Source organism: Treponema berlinense (genome assembly GCF_052273165.1).
GTDB classification, from domain to species: domain Bacteria; phylum Spirochaetota; class Spirochaetia; order Treponematales; family Treponemataceae; genus Treponema_D; species Treponema_D berlinense_A.
On sequence record NZ_DAVZIU010000018.1, the window covers coordinates 17,648 to 37,305 of the forward strand.

The window sequence follows — 19,658 nt, forward strand, 5'->3', positions numbered from 1 at the left end:
ATTCAATCATTAGAAATTGACATTATTCGAAAGTAACTTAATCCGCAACTATTAACCTGTAATCGAAACTTCTAAAAGAGGCGCAACCTTATTCAACTCGTCGATAAACTTTGAATAATCGTTGATTTTTGGTGCGCTAACAGAATAATGGACAATCGTCTGCTCTGTTTCGAGCAACTGTGTAATATTCACATCGTTAATCACAAAACCTGTTTCAATAACAACTTTACGCAAATGCGTCATGTCCATTTTTCCGACGTTAAAAGTAAGGTGAAGCGATTTTGAGCGTCCTGCTGGAAACCATCTTTTTTCAATTTTTTCGAGCAAAACCAGAGACAGAATAAAAACTGCTAAAAGAAAAAACGAAGGAATATAAAGCCCTTCTCCAATGCAAAGCCCGATAGTCGAATCCGCCCAAATAACCGCCGCCGAAGTCAAACCTTTTACGTTGAGTCCGGTTTTCATAATTACGCCAGCACCTAAAAAACCAATTCCGCTGATTACGCCAGCTGCAATACGCGCAGTGTCGGCCGCTCCACTTTGAATTGCAATCCATTCGGACAAAATCGAAAGCATTGCCGAAGAACAGCAGATTAAAATTAAAGTGCGCATTCCAACAACCTGCTGTCGAAATTTTCGTTCCAAGCCAAAAATAAAGCCTGCAATAAACGACAAAATAATTTTAAACACGCAAGAAATAAAAAAATCACTCATAAAAAATCCAGATAATTCAGGCAGTTGTTTTTAAACTTCCTTATTTTTTAAAAATTCCAAATCCCCCAGGAACTTTTGCTCCTGCCTTTATCCAGCTCACCTTCTGTTTTGCAGAAAGTTCTTTTTTTAAGTCATCAATTTTAGAAAGATATTCGCAAAGCCAGGCCATAAAAGCACTGTCGTTTTTTGAAAGCTCGTTAGAAGAATCACATTCAACCAAAATTGGAATAACGTCGTCCGCTTCGCAAACTGAAGCTGCAAAATTTTCAGCAAAAACTTTAAATGCAACCGAAGCCGAAGCAACAAGGGTTTTAGAAAGAATCCGGTTTTCAAGACGGAGATTTGGATTTTTTACGGCATCCGCTTCATTCACGTTCGGTTTGTAAACAAAAACAATTTTTCCAGGATTTTTTTCTAAACCAGCAATTTTTCGTTGATTAAAACGCAATAAAAGTTCCGCAGTCAGATACTGATAGCCCAAAATCAATTCGTCGCAGGCACGTGTACTTTCGGCAGGACCAGGAACTCCAAATTTTGGAGCAAAATACTCTTCATCAAAAATCAAGACAGCTTCATCAAGATGACCGTTTTTGTTCGATGCAGAAATTAAAAGAGAGCGCGAAGAAAGGGCGGAGCCTTTATTCCAGGCAACAGGATTTGAACCGTCTGCCAAACCTGTATCCGTCGCATCACTTTCGGCAGTAATAAAAACAGTTCTTCCATGCAAAACAGCAGAAGAAGCTAAATCTTTTCCAGCTGGAACTTCTTTTCCAGCAATAAGAATTGTCTTGTTCATAGAAAGTAATTATATCATTACCGGTTATATATGGCAAAGGGCGGATTTTTTTAATATAATTTTATTCATTATGAAACTTTGGATTAAATACTTGATTGCAATAGCTCTTGGACTTGGAGCAGCTTTTATTCTTCCGGCAAACAACCCTGCAATAGCCTCTGTTGTCGCTTCTTTGAGTGAATTTTCTGTCAGATTTGGAAGATACACACTTCTTCCGCTTCTTTTTTTTGGAGTTTCAACCGCCGTATTCCAGTTAAGGAGCACAAAACTTCTTGGAAAAACAGCGCTTTGGACAATAATTGCAGTTTTTGGAACAACGCTAATTCTTGCGCTTCTCGGTCTTCTTTCAATTTTAATTGTAAAACTTCCAAGAATTCCGATTACTGGCGAAAAAATGTCTTCTCTTCCGACAATCGACCTTAAAACGCTCACAATGCAGCTTTTTCCGTATTCTGGATTCGAAGCCCTGTTGCATGGAGCCTATCTCCTGCCTTGCTTTATTTTTGCAGGATTTGCAGGAGCTGGCTGTACAACAGACCAAAGCGCTTCCAAACCTGTAATCTCGTTTTTGGATTCTGCGGCAAAACTCTGCTATTCAATTATGTCATTTTTTATCGAATGGCTTTCTGTTGGCATGATTGCAATTTCTGCCTGGTGGATGTTTTCTGCACGCTCTGTTTTTGCTTCTGGAACATACACTCCGCTTTTTATAATGCTTTTGGTCGATTTTGTTCTCGTACTTGGATTGATTTATCCTCTTATTCTTTATTTTTTGTGCAATGACCAGCATCCGTATCACGCAATTTATGCTTGCATTACCCCGATAATCACAGCTTTTTTTTCTGGCGACTCAAATCTTTCTCTTCAGGTAAATCTTCGCCATGCCCGCGAAAGCCTTGGAGTTCATCAGCCGTCTTCTGACGTTACGATTCCGCTATTTTCGATTTTTGCGCGCGGAGGTTCGGCCTTAGTCACAACAATCTGTTTTGTTATGATTTTGCGTTCATATTCAAGTTTGGGATTCGCTTTTTTTGATATTCTGTGGATTTTTGGTGCGTCGCTTGCAATAAGTTTTGCCCTTTCTTCTCTTCCAACTGGAGGAACTTTTGTAGCGCTTACAATTCTCTGCACAATATACAGTCGTGGTTTTGAATCTGGTTATCTTCTTTTGCGTCCAGCCGCTCCTGTTTTTTGCAGTTTTGCCGCAGCCTTCGATGCAGTTTCTGCAATTTTCGGAAGTTATGTTGTAGCTGTAAAAACAAGACAGTTTGAGCACGTAGAATTAAAGCACTTTATCTAAAAACATGCAGAGTTTGCGGACAGATTTCTATCTTAATCCGCAAACCTTTATTTTGCCACCATTTTTTATTTATCTATCAAAACGAACATCAGAACGAATATATTTTTCCCGGAACTGCTCGGCTGTACAAGGTCGTCCAAAATAAAATCCCTGGAATTTATCTGGCTCGTAAACTTTTAGTTTATCAATATCTTCGGCAACTTCAATTCCTTCCATACAAACTTTCAAGTTCAATTCATGTGCCATCTGCGTAATATGCTTTATAACATAACTGTCGCCCTGATCTCCACCAGTCGCCTTGTGAACAAATGAATAGTCGAGTTTTAAGGTATAAGCGTTAAGATACTGCAAATAGCGCAAATTTGAATATCCAGTTCCGAAATCATCGATATCAACCCTTAAACCGAGTTTATTAAACTTGTGAACTAAATTTTCCAGTTCATGAATATCGTCCATATAACCGCTTTCTGTCAGTTCAAGCGTAATATTTTCTGGTTTTACGCCAGAATCCATCAAAGCCATTTGAACATCTGTCAAAACGTCGCTTTTTTTTACTTGAATATACGAAAGGTTCAAACTTAAATGGAAATCTTTTTGAACTTTATTCCATTCGTAGCACTGCTTAAAGCCCGTTAAAAAAAGCCATCGGCTAACAGGAATTATAAGTCCCGTTTTTTCAAGAATCGGAATAAACTCTTCTGGCGAAACAACACCGAATTCAGGACAGGAATAGCGCATCAACCCTTCAGCGCCAATCACGTTTGTAATTGTTTTATCGCTGTCCAGATAAATGTTTTTTGCGTCCACGACTGGCTGATAAAAAATCTGAAATCCTTCGTAATTATTTTTTATTGCAAGACGCAGTTTTTCCTGCAGTTTTAAGTCGCGCTGATGTTTTGAATAATCTGTAGCGTTGAACATGGCAAGGTTGTTTCCGCCCTTTTCTTTTGCCATAGAAACCGTAAAATTTGCTTTTTTTAACAGGTCGTCAAATTGCACGCTGTCTTTAAAAAACGCAACTGCGCCAGCAGAAACCGTAAAAACTTCTTCATAATCAATCCGCCGTTCGGCTTCTGCAAGGGAACGTTTTAAATTTTGGTAAAACAAACTCGCATCAACAGCAGTCGCACCTTTCAAATTCATGCAGATAAATTCATCGCTGTTTATTTTGTATGCAACTCCAAAGTTTTTTATGCTGCGTTTAATAGAATCAGAAATCATCGAAAGAATAAAATCTCCGACACGAGTTCCATGCCGTTCATTTATTTCACCCATTTTGTCAACATCGATTTTCATAATAAATCCGCTGAGTTTTTCTTTCTGTTTGTAGGCTTTGTCAAAATCTTTTCTGAGTTGAACCTCTGTAGGAAGTTTAGAAACATCGTCAAGCTGAATAATATCGTCGATAATTTCAATCCTTCCAACCAAAATTGATTTTTTTTCTTCTCCAAAGCAAACTATTTTTCCACGCAAATTTATCCAAGTTGAATTATGACTTTTTGTCAAAGCGCGATAATTTAAATTAAAATTGTCTTTTTTTCCAGAAATTACCTCGTCCAGTTCTTTAGAAAAAAGGCTTTGGTCTTCTTTTGCAACAAGCCGTAGCAAAATATCGGTTGCATGATGAAATTTTTTGCCGGGAAGATCAAAGATTGCACCAGCCTGTTCAGAAATAAAGACCGAATTATTTTTTACATCAAGCAAAAACAAAAACGAATCCGTGCAGTCGCTCAAAATATCAACAAGAGATTCAAACGAACTGAATGAAATATCTTTAAAATTCTTAACCAACATAAAACTCCAAAAAAATAACAGATTAATTATAAATCATAATTTATTTTTTTTCGCTAATTTTGCGTTTATTTTTCATTTTTTTTGACAGAATTTTATAAAGCTTTTACGGAAAACTCCAAAATCAACAAAAATTTCAATTTTTAATTTCGTTTTAAGATTTTCGGCCATAAATTTCTAAAATTTTTTGAGTATATTTTCCTTCTTCGTCATAAATTATCAAATCTTCAAGCTGAACTTTTTCATCACCCTCAAAAACTTCGGTTTTGTTTTTTTGCGCCAGATTTTTTTTTGCCATAATCAAAACCATTGTCGCGTCTTTTTCTTTAAAAGGTTTTACGCTCTGCCAAAAAATATTTTTAAAGTCGAATTTTTCAAGTTCAAAAAAAATATCCTTCAGTCTTCTGGCACGATGAATCATAAAAAAGCTTCCACCGTCTTCAAGCAAAAAATCTGCGGCACGAACAACATCTTCAAGACAGCACAAAATTTCCTGGCGGGCAACCATTTTTGCAAAATTATCGCTTTGCCGCCCCTGAGAAACAATCATGTACGGCGGATTAGAAACGACTGCCTGCGCAAAGCCACCTTTTAAGGTTTGAGGAATTTTTTTTATATCACCTTCCAGGATTTCAATCCGTTCTTCAAGCGAATTTATTTTTACAGAACGGTAAGCCATTTCTGCAATTTCCGCCTGAATTTCAATTCCCTGAATTTTTACACGCGCGCCGGTTTTTGCAGCAAGAAGAATTGGAATTATTCCGTTTCCAGTTCCAAGGTCAATAAACAAAAAATCCTTATTCGCCTCAAAACTCTTAATTCTGTTTTTTGTATTTTTTAAGGCAAAATCCGCCAAAAGAACGGCATCAACTCCATAGCAGAACTTTTTTTTATCCTGAAGAATTGAATATCCGTCCAAATGAAGTTTATCCAGTCGTTCTGCCATTTATTTTCCGTTTTTTTTCAAATCTTCTTTTATAAGATTTCGTAACCCTTCAACAGCAACACTAACAGAAAGTTCTGTATCGTGAACCTGCGGATTTGGCAGTCCTTTTTTTGCCCTTTCCTGATTTGCAACAACCAAAAAGCACGAACCAACCCTTACCCGCAAAAAACTTCCTGCAATAAAGAGAGCGGCGCTTTCCATTTCGCTTGCAAGACAGCCCATTCTAAGCCAGGCTTGCCATTTATTTTCAAGTTCATAGCTTACAGGCATAACTTCAGGCTCATGCTGCCCAAAAAACGAATCCTTGCACTGAACAACACCTGCGTGATAAGAAATATTTTTGTCCTTTGCAGCCTTAATCAGCGCATTTACACATTCAATGTCTGGAACTGCCGGATACTCAATCGGAGCAAATTCGCGACTTGTGCCTTCCATTCTTATTGCTCCAGTTGCAATTACAATGTCGCCACTCAAAATGTTTTCCTGCATTCCACCACAGGTACCTGTTCTTAAAAAAGTATGCGCTCCACATTTTGAAAGTTCTTCAATTGCAATAGCCGCAGAAGGACCGCCAATTCCCGTCGAAGTGACACTCACTTTTACGCCTTCGAGTGTTCCTGTATAAGTCGTATATTCGCGCACATCTGCAACAAGATGAGGCTCGTCAAAATGAGAAGCAATCTTTGCACACCGCTTAGGATCGCCTGGGAGAATCACATATTTTCCAATATCTTCAGGTCCGACACCTGTATGGTACTGTTTTCCAGAACCTTCGGCATAATCAACCATAAAATTTCCTCTTAAAATAAATATCGCCATGCAAAATCCACATAAGCATTCACATTATAACATATTCAGTTGATTTTTCGCCAAAAATTAAAATACAATGTGCGTACTAACAAAAAACAGGAGGTATATTTATGCCAATGATAAATTCAAAAGTGACAGTTTCTCTTCCACAAGAAAAACGCGATATTTTAAAAGCAGAACTCGGAAAAGCCGTTGCAATTCTCGGAAAACCAGAAAGCTACCTTATGCTCGGTTTTGAAGACAACTATGACCTTTATTTTGGCGGAAAAAAACTCGAAAAAGGAGCTTTTATTTCTGTCGAAGTTTTGGGCGATGTAGATGCGCAGTCAAGTTCAAAAATGAGCGGTAAAATTTGCGAAATTTTTGAAAAAGAACTAGGAATTCCCGGCGACAAAATCTACATCACCTACAGTGGCTACAAAAACTGGGGTTGGAACAGCGGAAATTTCTAAACTAGTCAGTAATTTTATGCAGCCATTTACCAGATTTTATTCTCCAGATTCCGCAGACAGTTTTTAAAATCTGTTCGGTTTCCAGACAAAGCAAAATCTGGTAAGGTTGCAGACCAAGCTTAAACGAAGCAATGTAACCAAGAGGAATTGCAAAAGCCCACATCCAGCCGTTATCAATCAAAGTTCCAAAAATTGTATCTCCGCCCGAACGGCAAATTCCGACAATTAAAAGCATATTAAAAGCTCGCCACGGATACAAAAATACGAGAGCAATGAGCATGGATTGTGCAATTTTTACAATATGCTCATCAACGTTAAAGATAAATGGAATTAAATAGCTTAGAGGAATTAAAAAAAGACCGATTATAAATCCCAAAATCGGGAAAAACCAGCAAAATCTGTGCGTAAATGCAATCACACTTTCTTTTTCGCCAGCACCAATTTTTTTACCAAGAATAATCGCCGCGGCATTTCCCATTCCAATAAAAACAACCCAGGTTAACTGGCTAATCGTGTTTGTAATGCTGAACGCCGCAAAAGAATCAGTTCCAGTATGAGCAAAAATTGAATTCTGAGTGGAAATTCCAAGTCCCCACAAAGTTTCGCTAAAAATTACTGGCAAACCGACTTTTAATAGTTTAAGCAGAAAACCTTTTGAAAAGGAAGTCATTTCCTTAAAAGAACCAATCGCCTCAAATTTCTTTATACGGCCGTAAAAAACCGTAATAAAAAATTCAACAGTTCTGGAAAGCAAAGTTGCAAGAGCAGCACCGGCAACTCCCATTTGAGGAATTCCAAGACTTTCAACACCAAAAATAAAAATTGCGTTTCCAGCAACGTTCAAAACAAAAGAAATTGCTGTTGTCGTCATTGGAAGAATTACATGCTCTGTGCTGCGGTACGCCATTTGGCAAGCAAACGAGACAGCCATTAGCGGATAACTCAGGGCAACAATTCTAAGATATTCAGAAGCTTTTTGAATAACAACAGAATCTTTTGTGTAAAGCCCGATTAAAAATTCAGGCTTAAAAATTCCAGCGACAGTAAAAGCCAGCGAAACGAAAACGCAGACAATCAACATAATTCCAAAAGTCTTGCGGATTCCTTTAAAATCTTCCTGTCCCCAAAACTGCGAAATAAAGATTGAACAGCCGGAAGAAACGCCAAAAACAACCATATTTAAAATAAAGAAAATCTGGTTTCCTAATCCAACAGCAGCAATTTCGACAGAACCAAGCCGTCCAACCATTACAGTATCCATCATATTGACAAAAGTCTGCAAAAGGTTCTGCAAAATAATCGGAATTGCGATTGAAAAGAGAATTTTATAAAAACCCTTAAGGTGATTTTTTTTGAGAGAATTAGAAGAATTTAAAAATGTCATAGTTAAAAAATTTAATAAAACCTAAAAAATGCGATGTTATATTCTGGCATCAAAACCAGTTAAGTCGCCTTCGTAATCTATTCCTTTAAGTTTAAAGACCAGATTACCTTTTTCGTCGTTTGAAATTTGCAAACTTGTCAAAACCCATTCATCGCCAATCTTTACTTCAAAATTGTCGCCAAATTCAATGTTTGTAAAAGGAAAACTCTGTTCGTCCTTGGCAATTGCAAATTTTCCGTCAAATTCGTTAAAAACCAGAATTCCTTCCTTTTTTTCCATAAAAACTCCAGATATTTTTCTAAACAACTGTACACAGGATATAAAAAATAACAGCTTTTGGAAATAGAAAACGAACCTGTCTCAAACTTAAAACGTATAATTAAGAGAAGAAACAACAATGAATTAAATTCAAATTAAAAACCAAAACCGTCACTGAGCCTGATCGTTCATCGAAATAATCCATTTTAGACGGCGGACGGTTTCGGGAAGACTGTCGCGAATCAGTTTTGTCCGTTTAACCTGCGGATTTAAATTCTCAACTTCTTCCATTAAATCACTCATAACAGGCGGAACAGTTCCAAAAATATTCAAAATTTCTTCCTGCATATAATTTTTATGCGCAAGAGGAGTTTTAAACTGAGACAACTTTTCTGTCGGGTAAAATTTGCACGGCTTAAACATAACCTTGCCGTTTTTAGAGCGGCTTCCACAACCGCCAAACAGACGGCAAATGCAGGAACGACCGCCGTAAATCGTACAATGATATGAATTATTTTCATCCCAAAACGGACAGCCCTTGTTTTTTTCAAAAGGAAAGTTTCCCTCTACAATTTCATTTACAATTTCTGGCTGATTTTCCATAATCCAGGCCGCCATGTACAGAACTTCACATTCAAGCAAATCCGGCTCAAAATTTCGGCAACATTCACCGCAACCGCTCGTACAGGTAAAAGATGATTTTTCGTACCATTTATTTTGTTCACTGGTAATCTTATCGTACGCATTTTCCATCTGCAAAATAATTTCCGCTTCGTTTGTTCCTTTCAGTTGATTCAAAATTTTTTCAACCATCATTTTTTGCCCATAAAAAAAGCCGTAAAAATGCTGTAACAAGCAGAATAATTGCTCATTACAAAATTTTTACGGCTTCTTTGCCAAATTAAATAAATTTATGCAGGAATATTAGCGAAACGAAAAAAGTTTTTCAAGAAAAAAAATAAAAAATATCAAGCAAAGAACATTTTATTTATTGCGAATTTTTCAGAGTCAATTGAGTAAAAAACTGCAAAAAACAAAGATGGGCATAAAAAAAACCGGTCTTTTGACCGGTGCAATCTTCGTGAGACTGACACGATTCGAACGTGCGACCTCCACCTCCGCAGGGTGGCGCTCTAATCCAACTGAGCTACAATCTCAAACAGTTTAACAACACTTTGAAGGAAGCGTTCGTTTCTCGGAGGCGACAGGAGTTGAACCTGCCCAGCCCGTAAGGAACTGACGGATTAGCAATCCGTTGTATTACCGCTCTACCACGCCTCCAGGCGTCATCAAAATAAACGGAGCGAGAGGGATTCGAACCCCCGATACATTGCTGTATAACGGTTTTCAAGACCGCCGCCTTCGACCGCTCGGCCATCGCTCCAGTTGATGCTCTATTAAGATATATTTTTTTAATATTTGTGTCAAGCACACAAAAGCATTTTTTTTAATTTTTAAAGAATTTTTTAGATATATTGAATCAAAATAAAGAAAATCGTAATCAAAATCTTATTTTTTCAAAATAAGCATGACAATTTTTAGTTTAATCCGATTTTTTATAGACTAAAAGCCGACTGTATGATTATATTTTAAACTATGGATAAAAATAAATTTGTATTATCGATTTTAGTTGCTGTTATTGGACTTTTAATGTTGCTCAGTCCGCAGACTTTTATTGCCTTTGCAGTAATTATGCTTGGAATTGCTTCTGTTATTGACGGTGTTTTTATAATGGTTGCAACCAGAAATCTTGTTTTGGATCCAGATTATCGTCTTATGATGACTATCCGCGGAATTTTAAGCATTGTCGTAGGAACTGTTGCTGTTATTCTGCCAATTGTAACAGCGGCAATCGTATGGAAAATCATGGCATACGTACTTGGCGGATACCTGCTCGTTTCTGCAGGACTTGAAGTTTATGGAATTTTAAAACTTCACCGCAACGGCATTATGATAAAACAGTCTTTAATCGAAACCATAGTTCTTGTAATTCTTGCAATTGCACTTTTTATCATTCCTTCAAAAACGGCAGGAGGCATAATCGTGGGAATCTGCGGTGCGCTCTTAATCTTTGCAGGCGTTTTCAGCGCATTTTTGCAGTGGAGAAACCGTCCAATCACCGTTGTTCCAGATTCTGTCGTAATCGAAAATCCTGACGATTCAGAAAAAACTGATTCTGACGAAAACAGCGAAAATATCTAGTTATAAAAACAGTCCAAGACTGACATAAAAATGGCAACTTGGACTGTTTTTTTTTGTTTCAAAAAGATTTTAACAATTCACAATTCTTCATAAAATAAAAAATCTATAAAACCATTACAAGAGTTCCTGCAGCAAGAAGAATTGAGCCTACCAGCGATTTTAAAGTAAACTGCTCGTGTAAAAATACAAAAGCAAGAATTAAAGTCAAAACAGTGCTCATTTTATCGATTGGAACAACTTTTGACGCATCCCCAATTTGCAAAGCCTTGTAATAACAAAGCCAGGACGCTCCAGTTGCAAGTCCAGATAAAATCAAAAAAATCCAGCTGCGCTTTCCAATATTAAAAATGCCGTTTTGAGAGTGCGTCAAAAAGACCATTCCCCATGCCATCAAAAGCACAACAAATGTTCTTATGGCAGTTGCAAGGTTTGAACTTACACCTTCAATTCCAACCTTTGCAAGAATCGAAGTTAAGGCGGCAAAAACTGATGAGCCGACTGCAAATAAAATCCACATACAAAAAATATATTGAATTGATTTTTTTAGTTCAATTGTTTCAGTTTTTGCTTGATTTTTGAAGATTTTTTATGCTTTCTGCAAAAAGTCTGTTTTGGTCATCACGCACAGGCACACTAAAAGCAGGACCGCCGTCTTTTTCAGAAATTCTGTAAATATTTTCCGAACTGCCAGAATATGCAGGACTTTCAACATTGTTAATCCACCAATCGAGAACGCTAACAAGGCACATTGCATATTTTATCAAATTAGCATTTGTCGCAGCGCTTTCGCCCTGAGATTTTCTGCCTAAAAGAACATCGAGCCTTTTTGAAACCGGATTTGGAATATCGAATTCGTATTTTTCCCAAGGGTTTGAAATTCCTAAAACAGGACCTTTTGTTCCAGCCTGCTTATCGATTTCCTTGGAAAGTGAGGTCAGGTTTTGACGTAAAAAATCAGTCCGCAGACAAAGCGGAATATACTTGTCGTCATTTGCAGGTTTTTCAAGCAAAAGCTGTTCAAATTCAAAATGCGGCAAAAAGTTATATTTCGTCTGCCATAAAATCGAAGTTAAAAGTTTTTTTCCAAAAAGTGAATTTTTAAAATCGCTCTGAGAATACTGCTGGTTTACAAAATCACAAAGTTGTTCGCAGTATTTTTTTTCAAAAAGCTCTTCGCGATAAACTGTCCATTCGTTAAGGGCAACTGAAAGTTTGTCCGTCCTTTTCTTTGACTTAATCTGAGTTCCGTCATCTTCTTCTGTAAAAACAATATTTCGACAGCCTTGAAGCAAATCTTCTATAATTCTCAAAAGCGTAACAACAACCTGCATTGGATTTTGCGGACTTAAAAGATTGTAACCGTCACGAAATTCATAAATCGGCTGAAAATACGGATACAAGTCTGGCATTGAATCAAGCCTCGAAAAACCGGCATCTGGAAAAAGTCTCTCAAGAAGTTTTATTCCAGCATCTACGATTTCTGTATGCTTTCCGCGCTGAAGTTCCGGATTGTTTTTTTTGCGTTCTTCTTCCTTTTGCTTGCGTTCCTGCTCCGCCTTTTGCTGAGCCACCTTTATATCCTCTTTTTTTTCTGGAAGAATTATGTCGAATTTAGAAATTCCGAGAAAAGAAAGAACATTTGCCGTTTCCTCTGTAAAAAATGCCGGAAAATATTCAAATTTCGGGCTGCACATCCGCATTAAAAGCGGATACATTCCCTTTATAATCTGGGTGTAAACATAAAGCCATTCGGTAATTCCCTGCTTAGAAAGCATAATCAACTTTTTTTGATCCGAATTTGGATACTTCATCAAATCGCTGTAAATTTCCTTAAAAAAGCGTGGAATTGCGTTTTCGCCAATGTAATAAATTTTAACTAAATCCTTGTAAACAGTCTTTACAATCGGCTGCATCATTGCAACTGTAACTTCTTCTGGATGTTCCTGAACGTCTAGTGTCAAAAGCTTTAAATTTTTCATTGTCCAGCCACCAACAGTCCTCAAAAATTTGAATTTTGCATTCTGACTGCTGACAATTTTTGACTTATAAGTTTCCGGGCTTATTTGAATTAAAGATTTTACTGTCGTTATAAAACTTTGATAATGATCAAGATGATTTTGCAAATCGTAAGAAATATAGCCTGGTCGAAGAAGTTCAGTTCCATTCTTTTTAAGGTAGCGGACAAAATTAAAGATTCCAAAATTCGGCTTAATTTTATAATCTTCGCTCATCATCAGTTTATCCATTAAGTTGCGTTCTTTTGAAGCAATTTCTGGAAGTCCGTTCTCTTCTCTTTTTCGGGCCGTTTTTGGAACATAGCCGTATTTGTCACCTTTTTTTTGTTCTGAAGATGAATTTGAATTTTTTGTCAGGGAATTATTTGCCGACAAAGAAGCGACATCCGCCGCCGAACGTCCATTTGCCCTGTGCGAATAATGCCTTTCTTTTTTAGGAAATGCAGAATAATCAATCGGTGCTGATTTTTCCTGCAAAATTTCGCCACCAAGAAGTTTTGTCATTCTGACGGCTTCTTCCCTGTCGATTGGACCTATAGCTCTTCTTGTCGCATCGAGTGTTCCAGGCTCCCAAGCCTGTTCGACTTTTTTCTGACCAAACTCATCGCTCATTTTCAAACCCTCAACAACTGCTCTCTGGCGAGTCCGCCAAAACCGCTTACAGTTATATCTTCTCCGTCTTTTGTCTTAAAAACACCTTCAAATTTTCCATAAAGGTTTAAAACTACGATTTTAAAAGCAAAAAGGCTCAGTTCCCGGTAAATTTTAGAAACCGGAACAAAAGTCAAGTCCACCATATTTTCTGTATCTTGAATTATCCACTTTTTGTTTACACCAAAAGGCTGTGTCATTTTTACAGGCGGAAGAGTCGTGCAGTTTCCATCGACCATCAAAACATTCTGATTTACAGCTTCCTGAAGAGAAACAGAGTCCAAAGAATTATTCAATACAAAAGAAATGCTTCTTCCCTTAAAATCCCCAGAAGCAAAAATTTTTTGTTCCTGAGTTCTGTAACCGTAATACGCACGCTTTATCGAAAAAACAGAGGTTTCGTTTTCGACATTTATAACCTGTCCAGCAGATTTTTTTGTTTTGCCGATTGTAAGAGTTCCACGCAATTTTTGCGAAGTTATGTAAGTTGCACAACAGCGCCGTCTGGATTTTAAAGGGACGCACTGAGTAACCTCGTTAGAAGCAGGGTCAGAAAAATGTCCAGTTAAAGCCGCCTGGACAGAAGGACTTCCAGAAGTTCCCTTTAGATTAAAAATTATCGAAATTCTATCGCGTTTGTGATCCCAGCTGATTCGCACATAACGACGCGGATTAAAACTTGCGCAAAATCCCTGTTCAAGATTATGAGGAATAAAACGGTGCCTTGGTCCCATCAAATTTCTGTAAACATATTTGCGACCATTTTCTTTATTCCATAAATCAATTTCTACAAGACCAAACATTTTATTGTCAAAAAAACTGATTAATCCCTGATAAGGTCCGGCATTAAAATTAAAAAAAAGTGAACTTTTTATACGAAAATTTGAAATAAATATGGGAAGAGGAACCCCGCCGAACGGCGAGTGCAATCCACGAATGTCTAGTTGAGAAACATGCCCCGCAAAAGTTCCGAAAAGCGCGTGTCCATTTTTTACAAGCGCGGGAGGCGGTTCAAGCATTTGCCTAAAATACATTCTGTAATTATATATCAGCACATTGGATAATTGCAAATAGAAGCATAAAAAAACTGTTTTTTTTGCAGAAGAATTATTAAAATTGTTTTCAAAATCTGTTTACTATGTTTTTTTATATATCTTCCACAGAGTCATTTTTTTGGTCATTAAATAATTTCTCTGATAATTAAATGTTGTAAACTCTGTATTATTTATCAAAAACAAAAAAAGAACTTTTTTTAACTTTGAATATAAAGCTTTCTCAAGTTATAATATTTTGATGAGGCTTCCTATTATGAAAAACACAACAAAACAAAAATCTGCTGCAAAATTTATCACAGTTCTGCTTGCAATCGGGGTTGTCCTTTACGCAACCATCGTAGTCTTTGTAGTAAACAACCGGCTTTCGAGCGGAATCGTTTCTTATTTTACCAGCGAAATTAAAAACCAATCAAAAGCTCTTATCAAAGAAATGAACTTTACTTTGGAACAGGCTCAGTCAACAGCTGCAAATATCCAGCTCGCGTATGCAACAATATATCCAGAATACGGTTTTGACAGAACAATCATGAACAGTTTTGCCATTGGCGCAAGAGAATATTACGGTGCAAAAAATATTGTATTTTTTAATAGTTTTGGAATGCAGGTTTCCAGTCCAAAGTACGGTGTCGTACCAAAAACGGCCATTATCCGTGAAGTTTTGAATGGAAAAGAAGTTGCAAAATTCGAAAAAGACGGGGCGGACATTTATGCAACCGTTATTCTTCCTTTAAAATCAGAAGATATGATTTTTGGTGCCGTTGAAATAAGAACTCCAGTTTCGACCGAAGATATCGTTAAAAAGGCTGCTTCTTCCAGCGACTGCGATTTTACAATTTTTGACGGAAACACCCGACACGTAACCTCTCTGAACGAAATGGCAGGAACAACTCTTGATGATGAAGAACTGTTTGAGTCTGTAAAAAACGGAAAACCAGTTACTTTGAAATCAACTTTTAAGGGACATCACTACATTTCTTATTACTTTCCGTTTTATGACGATGACGGAAACTTTTTAACCACCCTCTTTATAGGAAAAACCCTGGATATTGCAAAAAGTCTTTCCGGTTCAATTTTCCGCTCGTTAATCGGCGCAATTGTTTTATTCTCCGTAATCCTTCTTGCAGTTCTTTCATTTGCAATTTACAAAAAAATGATAAACCCTCTCGAAAAAGTCAGAAAAGCAGTCAAAAACCTTTCTTCTGGAGATGCCGATTTGACAGTAAGGATTCCTGTTAAAGGAAACGATGAATTTTCCGGACTCGCTTCGGATGTAAATAAGTTTGTCGAAATGCTTCAAAAAATCATTCAGGATTTGAATCTTTCTCAAAATGCGCTTAACGAAGCAAGTGAAAGTCTTGAACAAAGCGCGCAGGGTTCAGCTTCTGCCGCATCTGAAATTCTTGCAAATATTGAAAGCGTACGAAAACAGTCAAAAAACCAGGCCGATTCTGTTATAAACACATCTTCGGTTTTGGATTCATCTTCGGAAACAGTCGACAAGCTTTCGGAACTGATTGAAAGTCAAGCAGCCGGAATTGCACAGTCATCTGCCGCAATTGAAGAAATGCTCGGAAATATTTCGACGGTAACAACTTCCGCAGGAAAAATGGCTGACAGTTTTGCAGAACTCTCAACGACTGTCGGCGATGGAAGTTCAAAACTTACAAGCGTTGACAAAAAAGTCACTCAGATTGCAGAACAGTCAAAAACTTTGATTCAGGCAAATAGAATTATTTCTCAAATTGCTTCAGAAACAAACCTGCTTGCAATGAACGCCGCAATCGAAGCAGCGCACGCAGGAGAAGCAGGAAAAGGCTTTAGCGTTGTTGCAGAAGAAATCAGAAAACTGGCAGAAACTTCAAGCGCACAGACAAAGACAATTTCTTCCGAATTAAAGGGAATTTCCAATTCAATCCAGGAAGTTGTTGAGCTTTCTCACGAATCAAGCACAGCCTTTGAAGCGATTGTTTCAAAATTGAATTCAACAGATTCGATAATTCAAGAAATTGACGGTGCAATGGAAGAACAACAGACTGCTTCAAAGCAGATATTCGAATTTTTGGCAAGAATGCGCGACCAGTCTGGTGAAGTAAACAAAAAGGCAGACGATATGAAGGGCGGAATTGCAAACGTTTTAAGAGATATGAACAACGTTTCTCAAATCTCAACAACAATTCTCGGCAGCATGGACGAAATGACTGTCGGAATGCAGCAGATTGGCGAAGCTACACAAAACGTTTCTACCCTTGCAGAAAGCACAAAAGACAACATTGGAACTATGAGCAGACAGCTCGGACAGTTCAAGGTTTAAGTCAATCATAAACAGCAAAAAAAAGAGCGGGCGTTGATTCCAATGCCCGCTCTTTTTTTTAATTATTGCATTTGTTTTATTTTGTAAATGCAATAACCTTGTTCATAAGGTCTTTTCCGTAAATTTCAGAGAAGATTTCAAATACGCTCTGTGTAGCCTTTTTGAATTCGCCAAGGTCTGGGCTTGTTACAACCATTCCTTCTTTTTTAAGGCTTGCAACAAGGCTGTTTGTCTGTTCTTTTACAAGAGCTCTGTTACGGTTCTGTGCTTTGATTGCAGCATCCTGAATAACTTTCTTTTCACCAGCAGAAAGCTTGTTCCAGACATCTTTTTTGATTACGAGAGGCATTGCATCGTAACTGTGGTTTGTAATTGCAAGATATTTCTGAACCTGATAAAGCTTGTTGTTGTAAATTACAGGAATCGGGTTTTCCTGAGAATCAAACTGGCCTGCTTTTAATGCGGCTGGCAATTTTCCAAAATCAAGAGGTTCTGGACGAGCACCCAAAGCTACCATTGTTTCCATTACAATCTGGTTTGCAGGAGTTCTGATTTTAAGGCCTTTCATATCTGCAACTTTTGTCACCGGGCGGCTTGTTGTTGTAACACAGCGGAAACCGTTGTCATAATGAGCAAGAACTACAATGTTAGATGATTCAAGTTCTTTATTAACGCCTTTTACAATATCGCTATCCATGAATTTCCATGCTTTTTCAAAATCTGTAAAAAGGAACGGCAAAGCAGAAACACCTACATTTGTAGCATAAACACCGAAATTTCCAGCGCTTGATACTGTCATATCAACAGGACCTCTGTTGATAATACTTTCTATAAGGTTTGTGTCCGAAGCCTTCATACCAATTGTTGGAAGTTTTAAACTGTCATAAAGTTCAACAGTAATGCTCCCTTTAGAATTTTTTTCAACTTCTTCCTTAAACAACTTTGAAGCTACAGCGCGAGGATCAGATGAACCTGTCGAGTAACCTAGCTTTATTACAGTTGCAGAAAAAGCACTTGCAATAAATGAACCAGCCATAAGGGCTGCAAGAATTGTTTTCTTCATACATGTACTCCTTAAATAAGTTCTAAGATTATTAAATTATATCACTATTTTAAGAAATTATAAAAAAAATCTAAAAATATGAATGTTAAAACTAAGTTTTTGACAAGAAAATTTTTGCTATATTGGTATAAAAGATTGAATAAAAAATAAAACAGACTGCGTGTTGATTTTTATGTTCTGATATGATAAATTCTTTGTATTGCCAGGATCTAACAAAGTCTGCTTTAAGCACCGTGTCAGAGGGGGAACCCAGCAGCACACTTTTTGCAGCCTTGTGTATAGACATCCTGGCTTTTTCTTTTCATTTTTGCACAAAAGTTTCCAGCCCTGATTGGAGCAGCACGAAGTGTTGTGCAATTTTATTGCACAATGAAGCGAATGCGGAACTGCGCAAAGCAGGTAGCAAAAACAACTGGAACAAAAAACGTATATCTTTTTTTTTAAGAACTTTGTGCTCCAGTTTTTCTAATTTTTAATTCAGCGAATAAACCTGATTTCCCAGATAAAAAGTCTTATGAACGCGTCCAATAAGTTTTTGACCTTCAAACGGCGTTGATTTTCCTTTACTCTGGAATTTTTCTGAACAAACCGTCCACTGCTCATCTGGATCCACAAGAACAAGATTCGCTTCGTAACCTGGGGCAAGTTTTCCAGAATTGAGTTTTAGAAGTTTTGAAGGATTTTCAGACATAAGCTGGCTCAAACGGCACAAACTTAAACCTTCGCGTTTTACAAGAACCGTATTGCATACAGCGAACGAAGTCTCAAGTCCTGTAAAACCGGGACTTCCAGCGGCTTTGTCCTGCTGAGTATGAGGCGCATGGTCTGTCGAAATTACATCGACAGTTCCGTCTTTTATTGCGGCAATAAGGGCAGAACGGTCTTCTTCACTTCGGAGAGGCGGATTTACGAGTGCACGAAGATATGGAGAATCAGTGCCAACAAGTCCGATATGATGAGGTGTTACCTCGACAGTACATTCAAAGTCTGCTGAAGTTTTTCCTTCTTTTTTGATGGCCTTTGCGCGTCTTACAGCGTCCATGCTGATTGCTGTGGAACAGTGGCAAACGTGAATATGGCAGCCGGCAGTTTTTGCAATTTCGATATTCCGCTCTGTCGCTGTATCTTCCGCAAGAGCCAAAAGCTGGTTTGCCGCCGTCAGACAGCCGTCAATTTCAAAATTTACGGAATCTGGAACATTCTGCGTTACTACATTTACCTTGCCGGCAGGAATATTGTAGTTTTCCATAAATTTTAAGGCACGCTGACGATACGGTCTTGCAGCAGCAGCCAGGAAAGGATCTTCGCAGTGGCAGCTAACGATTATGCTGTTTTTTCCGGCAGCCTTCATTCCTTCAAGCATAACAGCAGAATTTGCAACTTCGCGTCCGTCTTCGCTGATTACAGGAAATTCTTCAACTGAAAGATTTTGAATTTCAGAAATATCCTCGCCTTCAAAATTTTTTGTAATACTTACAGTCTGAAAAACACGCGCAAGTTTTTTTTCTGACGCCTCGCTCATTATCTGACGGGCAAGTTTTGCGCTGGAAACAACAGGCGCAGTATTTGGCATTGTTACAACTGTTCCAAAGCCTCCTGCCGCAGCAGCCCTTAAACCAGAATCAAGGTCTTCTTTTTGCGTCTGTCCTGGATAACGAAAATGCACGTGCATATCAACGAATGACGGCATCAAAACAAGTCCTTTTGCGTCAAAAAAAACAGGATTTCCCTTAATTTCTGGCAAAACAGAAGTAGCTATGACAAGAGCCGTTTCTGAATCTTTGATTTCGCCAAGAAAAACTCCGCAGATTTTGCCGTTTTTTACAACAACAAGTCCGGGATTTTCTATCGAAGAATCTACTAAAATTGCATTGTAAATAATCAGTATTTTGGAGTCCATTTTATTTTCC

General features: G+C 37.8%; 17 protein-coding genes, 3 tRNA genes and 1 other RNA gene. 5 read left to right on the forward strand and 16 right to left on the reverse strand.

Going from position 1 to position 19,658, the window contains the following annotated elements:
* Window positions 1–51: 51 nt before the first annotated feature.
* Window positions 52–714 carry an MgtC/SapB family protein gene (locus ACT6XC_RS07035; protein WP_443741299.1) on the reverse strand — a complete coding sequence of 221 codons (663 nt, stop codon included), beginning with the start codon at window positions 712–714 and terminating at the stop codon, window positions 52–54.
* 40 nt (window positions 715–754) lie between these two features.
* Window positions 755–1,510 (reverse strand): hypothetical protein, encoded by a 756-nt coding sequence (locus tag ACT6XC_RS07040; protein WP_443738053.1) that lies wholly within the window; start codon window positions 1,508–1,510, stop codon window positions 755–757.
* Window positions 1,511–1,580: 70 nt separating this feature from the next.
* Here ACT6XC_RS07040 and ACT6XC_RS07045 point away from each other — a divergent pair, with 70 nt between their 5' ends.
* Window positions 1,581–2,810, forward strand: a complete 1,230-nt coding sequence (locus ACT6XC_RS07045; protein WP_443741300.1) for a dicarboxylate/amino acid:cation symporter — start codon at window positions 1,581–1,583, stop codon at window positions 2,808–2,810.
* 69 nt (window positions 2,811–2,879) lie between these two features.
* On the opposite strand, the gene ACT6XC_RS07050 is transcribed toward ACT6XC_RS07045, so the two are convergent.
* The 3 genes from ACT6XC_RS07050 to udp form a co-directional block, all read right to left on the reverse strand.
* Complete coding sequence (locus ACT6XC_RS07050) at window positions 2,880–4,604, reverse strand: EAL domain-containing protein (protein ID WP_443738055.1); 1,725 nt, start codon at window positions 4,602–4,604, stop codon at window positions 2,880–2,882.
* A gap of 151 nt (window positions 4,605–4,755) precedes the next feature.
* Window positions 4,756–5,547 (reverse strand): tRNA1(Val) (adenine(37)-N6)-methyltransferase, encoded by a 792-nt coding sequence (locus ACT6XC_RS07055; RefSeq protein WP_443741301.1) that lies wholly within the window; start codon window positions 5,545–5,547, stop codon window positions 4,756–4,758.
* Complete coding sequence (udp, locus tag ACT6XC_RS07060) at window positions 5,548–6,336, reverse strand: uridine phosphorylase (RefSeq protein WP_443738057.1); 789 nt, start codon at window positions 6,334–6,336, stop codon at window positions 5,548–5,550.
* A gap of 131 nt (window positions 6,337–6,467) precedes the next feature.
* Here udp and ACT6XC_RS07065 point away from each other — a divergent pair, with 131 nt between their 5' ends.
* A complete protein-coding gene (locus ACT6XC_RS07065) occupies window positions 6,468–6,809 on the forward strand; it encodes a phenylpyruvate tautomerase MIF-related protein (protein WP_443738058.1) in 342 nt (113 codons plus the stop codon).
* 1 nt (window position 6,810) lies between these two features.
* On the opposite strand, the gene ACT6XC_RS07070 is transcribed toward ACT6XC_RS07065, so the two are convergent.
* The 6 genes from ACT6XC_RS07070 to ACT6XC_RS07095 all read right to left on the reverse strand — a co-directional run bounded on the left by ACT6XC_RS07070 (window position 6,811) and on the right by ACT6XC_RS07095 (window position 9,835).
* Window positions 6,811–8,193, reverse strand: coding sequence for an MATE family efflux transporter (locus ACT6XC_RS07070; RefSeq protein ID WP_443741302.1), 1,383 nt, complete (start codon window positions 8,191–8,193; stop codon window positions 6,811–6,813).
* 36 nt (window positions 8,194–8,229) lie between these two features.
* Window positions 8,230–8,472, reverse strand: coding sequence for a DUF5348 domain-containing protein (locus tag ACT6XC_RS07075; RefSeq protein ID WP_288517012.1), 243 nt, complete (start codon window positions 8,470–8,472; stop codon window positions 8,230–8,232).
* A 150-nt stretch (window positions 8,473–8,622) separates the two neighbouring features.
* Complete coding sequence (locus tag ACT6XC_RS07080) at window positions 8,623–9,267, reverse strand: YkgJ family cysteine cluster protein (RefSeq protein ID WP_443741303.1); 645 nt, start codon at window positions 9,265–9,267, stop codon at window positions 8,623–8,625.
* Between the two features lie 266 nt (window positions 9,268–9,533).
* Window positions 9,534–9,608 (reverse strand) — tRNA-Arg (locus ACT6XC_RS07085).
* A gap of 39 nt (window positions 9,609–9,647) precedes the next feature.
* A tRNA-Ser gene (locus tag ACT6XC_RS07090) sits at window positions 9,648–9,732 on the reverse strand.
* A gap of 18 nt (window positions 9,733–9,750) precedes the next feature.
* Window positions 9,751–9,835, reverse strand: a tRNA-Ser gene (locus ACT6XC_RS07095).
* A 212-nt stretch (window positions 9,836–10,047) separates the two neighbouring features.
* On the opposite strand from ACT6XC_RS07095, the gene ACT6XC_RS07100 reads away from it, so the two are divergent.
* Complete coding sequence (locus tag ACT6XC_RS07100; protein WP_443738061.1) at window positions 10,048–10,653, forward strand: DUF308 domain-containing protein; 606 nt, start codon at window positions 10,048–10,050, stop codon at window positions 10,651–10,653.
* A 103-nt stretch (window positions 10,654–10,756) separates the two neighbouring features.
* Here ACT6XC_RS07100 and ACT6XC_RS07105 read toward each other — a convergent pair whose 3' ends face one another.
* The 3 genes from ACT6XC_RS07105 to ACT6XC_RS07115 are packed head-to-tail and all read right to left on the reverse strand — an operon-like array spanning window position 10,757 to window position 14,353.
* On the reverse strand, window positions 10,757–11,170 hold the full coding sequence (locus ACT6XC_RS07105; RefSeq protein WP_443741304.1) for an EamA family transporter: 414 nt from the start codon (window positions 11,168–11,170) through the stop codon (window positions 10,757–10,759).
* A 40-nt stretch (window positions 11,171–11,210) separates the two neighbouring features.
* Window positions 11,211–13,280 carry a hypothetical protein gene (locus tag ACT6XC_RS07110; RefSeq protein ID WP_443741305.1) on the reverse strand — a complete coding sequence of 690 codons (2,070 nt, stop codon included), beginning with the start codon at window positions 13,278–13,280 and terminating at the stop codon, window positions 11,211–11,213.
* 2 nt (window positions 13,281–13,282) lie between these two features.
* Entirely contained in the window at window positions 13,283–14,353 is a 1,071-nt protein-coding gene (locus ACT6XC_RS07115; protein ID WP_443738064.1) for a DUF2804 family protein, read from the reverse strand.
* Window positions 14,354–14,627: 274 nt separating this feature from the next.
* Between ACT6XC_RS07115 and ACT6XC_RS07120 the strand changes: the two genes are divergently transcribed.
* Entirely contained in the window at window positions 14,628–16,685 is a 2,058-nt protein-coding gene (locus tag ACT6XC_RS07120) for a methyl-accepting chemotaxis protein (RefSeq protein ID WP_443741306.1), read from the forward strand.
* Between the two features lie 76 nt (window positions 16,686–16,761).
* Here the strand turns inward: ACT6XC_RS07120 and ACT6XC_RS07125 are convergent, their stop codons facing one another.
* A complete protein-coding gene (locus ACT6XC_RS07125) occupies window positions 16,762–17,748 on the reverse strand; it encodes a TRAP transporter substrate-binding protein (protein WP_443738066.1) in 987 nt (328 codons plus the stop codon).
* A gap of 200 nt (window positions 17,749–17,948) precedes the next feature.
* On the opposite strand from ACT6XC_RS07125, the gene ffs reads away from it, so the two are divergent.
* Window positions 17,949–18,044, forward strand: an RNA gene (ffs, locus tag ACT6XC_RS07130) — signal recognition particle sRNA small type.
* Window positions 18,045–18,220: 176 nt separating this feature from the next.
* On the opposite strand, the gene ACT6XC_RS07135 is transcribed toward ffs, so the two are convergent.
* The gene (locus ACT6XC_RS07135) at window positions 18,221–19,648 is read right to left on the reverse strand and encodes a dihydroorotase (protein ID WP_443741307.1); all 1,428 of its coding nucleotides are present in this window, start codon (window positions 19,646–19,648) and stop codon (window positions 18,221–18,223) included.
* Window positions 19,649–19,658: the final 10 nt, after the last annotated feature.

Coding starts and splice junctions, on each gene's coding strand:
- ACT6XC_RS07035 (WP_443741299.1), bottom strand. CDS start 714: ATGAGTGATTTTTTTATTTCTTGCGTGTTTAAAATTATTTTGTCGTTT.
- ACT6XC_RS07040 (WP_443738053.1), bottom strand. CDS start 1,510: ATGAACAAGACAATTCTTATTGCTGGAAAAGAAGTTCCAGCTGGAAAA.
- ACT6XC_RS07045 (WP_443741300.1), top strand. CDS start 1,581: ATGAAACTTTGGATTAAATACTTGATTGCAATAGCTCTTGGACTTGGA.
- ACT6XC_RS07050 (WP_443738055.1), bottom strand. CDS start 4,604: ATGTTGGTTAAGAATTTTAAAGATATTTCATTCAGTTCGTTTGAATCT.
- ACT6XC_RS07055 (WP_443741301.1), bottom strand. CDS start 5,547: ATGGCAGAACGACTGGATAAACTTCATTTGGACGGATATTCAATTCTT.
- udp (WP_443738057.1), bottom strand. CDS start 6,336: ATGGTTGATTATGCCGAAGGTTCTGGAAAACAGTACCATACAGGTGTC.
- ACT6XC_RS07065 (WP_443738058.1), top strand. CDS start 6,468: ATGCCAATGATAAATTCAAAAGTGACAGTTTCTCTTCCACAAGAAAAA.
- ACT6XC_RS07070 (WP_443741302.1), bottom strand. CDS start 8,193: ATGACATTTTTAAATTCTTCTAATTCTCTCAAAAAAAATCACCTTAAG.
- ACT6XC_RS07075 (WP_288517012.1), bottom strand. CDS start 8,472: ATGGAAAAAAAGGAAGGAATTCTGGTTTTTAACGAATTTGACGGAAAA.
- ACT6XC_RS07080 (WP_443741303.1), bottom strand. CDS start 9,267: ATGATGGTTGAAAAAATTTTGAATCAACTGAAAGGAACAAACGAAGCG.
- ACT6XC_RS07100 (WP_443738061.1), top strand. CDS start 10,048: ATGGATAAAAATAAATTTGTATTATCGATTTTAGTTGCTGTTATTGGA.
- ACT6XC_RS07105 (WP_443741304.1), bottom strand. CDS start 11,170: ATGTGGATTTTATTTGCAGTCGGCTCATCAGTTTTTGCCGCCTTAACT.
- ACT6XC_RS07110 (WP_443741305.1), bottom strand. CDS start 13,280: ATGAGCGATGAGTTTGGTCAGAAAAAAGTCGAACAGGCTTGGGAGCCT.
- ACT6XC_RS07115 (WP_443738064.1), bottom strand. CDS start 14,353: ATGTATTTTAGGCAAATGCTTGAACCGCCTCCCGCGCTTGTAAAAAAT.
- ACT6XC_RS07120 (WP_443741306.1), top strand. CDS start 14,628: ATGAAAAACACAACAAAACAAAAATCTGCTGCAAAATTTATCACAGTT.
- ACT6XC_RS07125 (WP_443738066.1), bottom strand. CDS start 17,748: ATGAAGAAAACAATTCTTGCAGCCCTTATGGCTGGTTCATTTATTGCA.
- ACT6XC_RS07135 (WP_443741307.1), bottom strand. CDS start 19,648: ATGGACTCCAAAATACTGATTATTTACAATGCAATTTTAGTAGATTCT.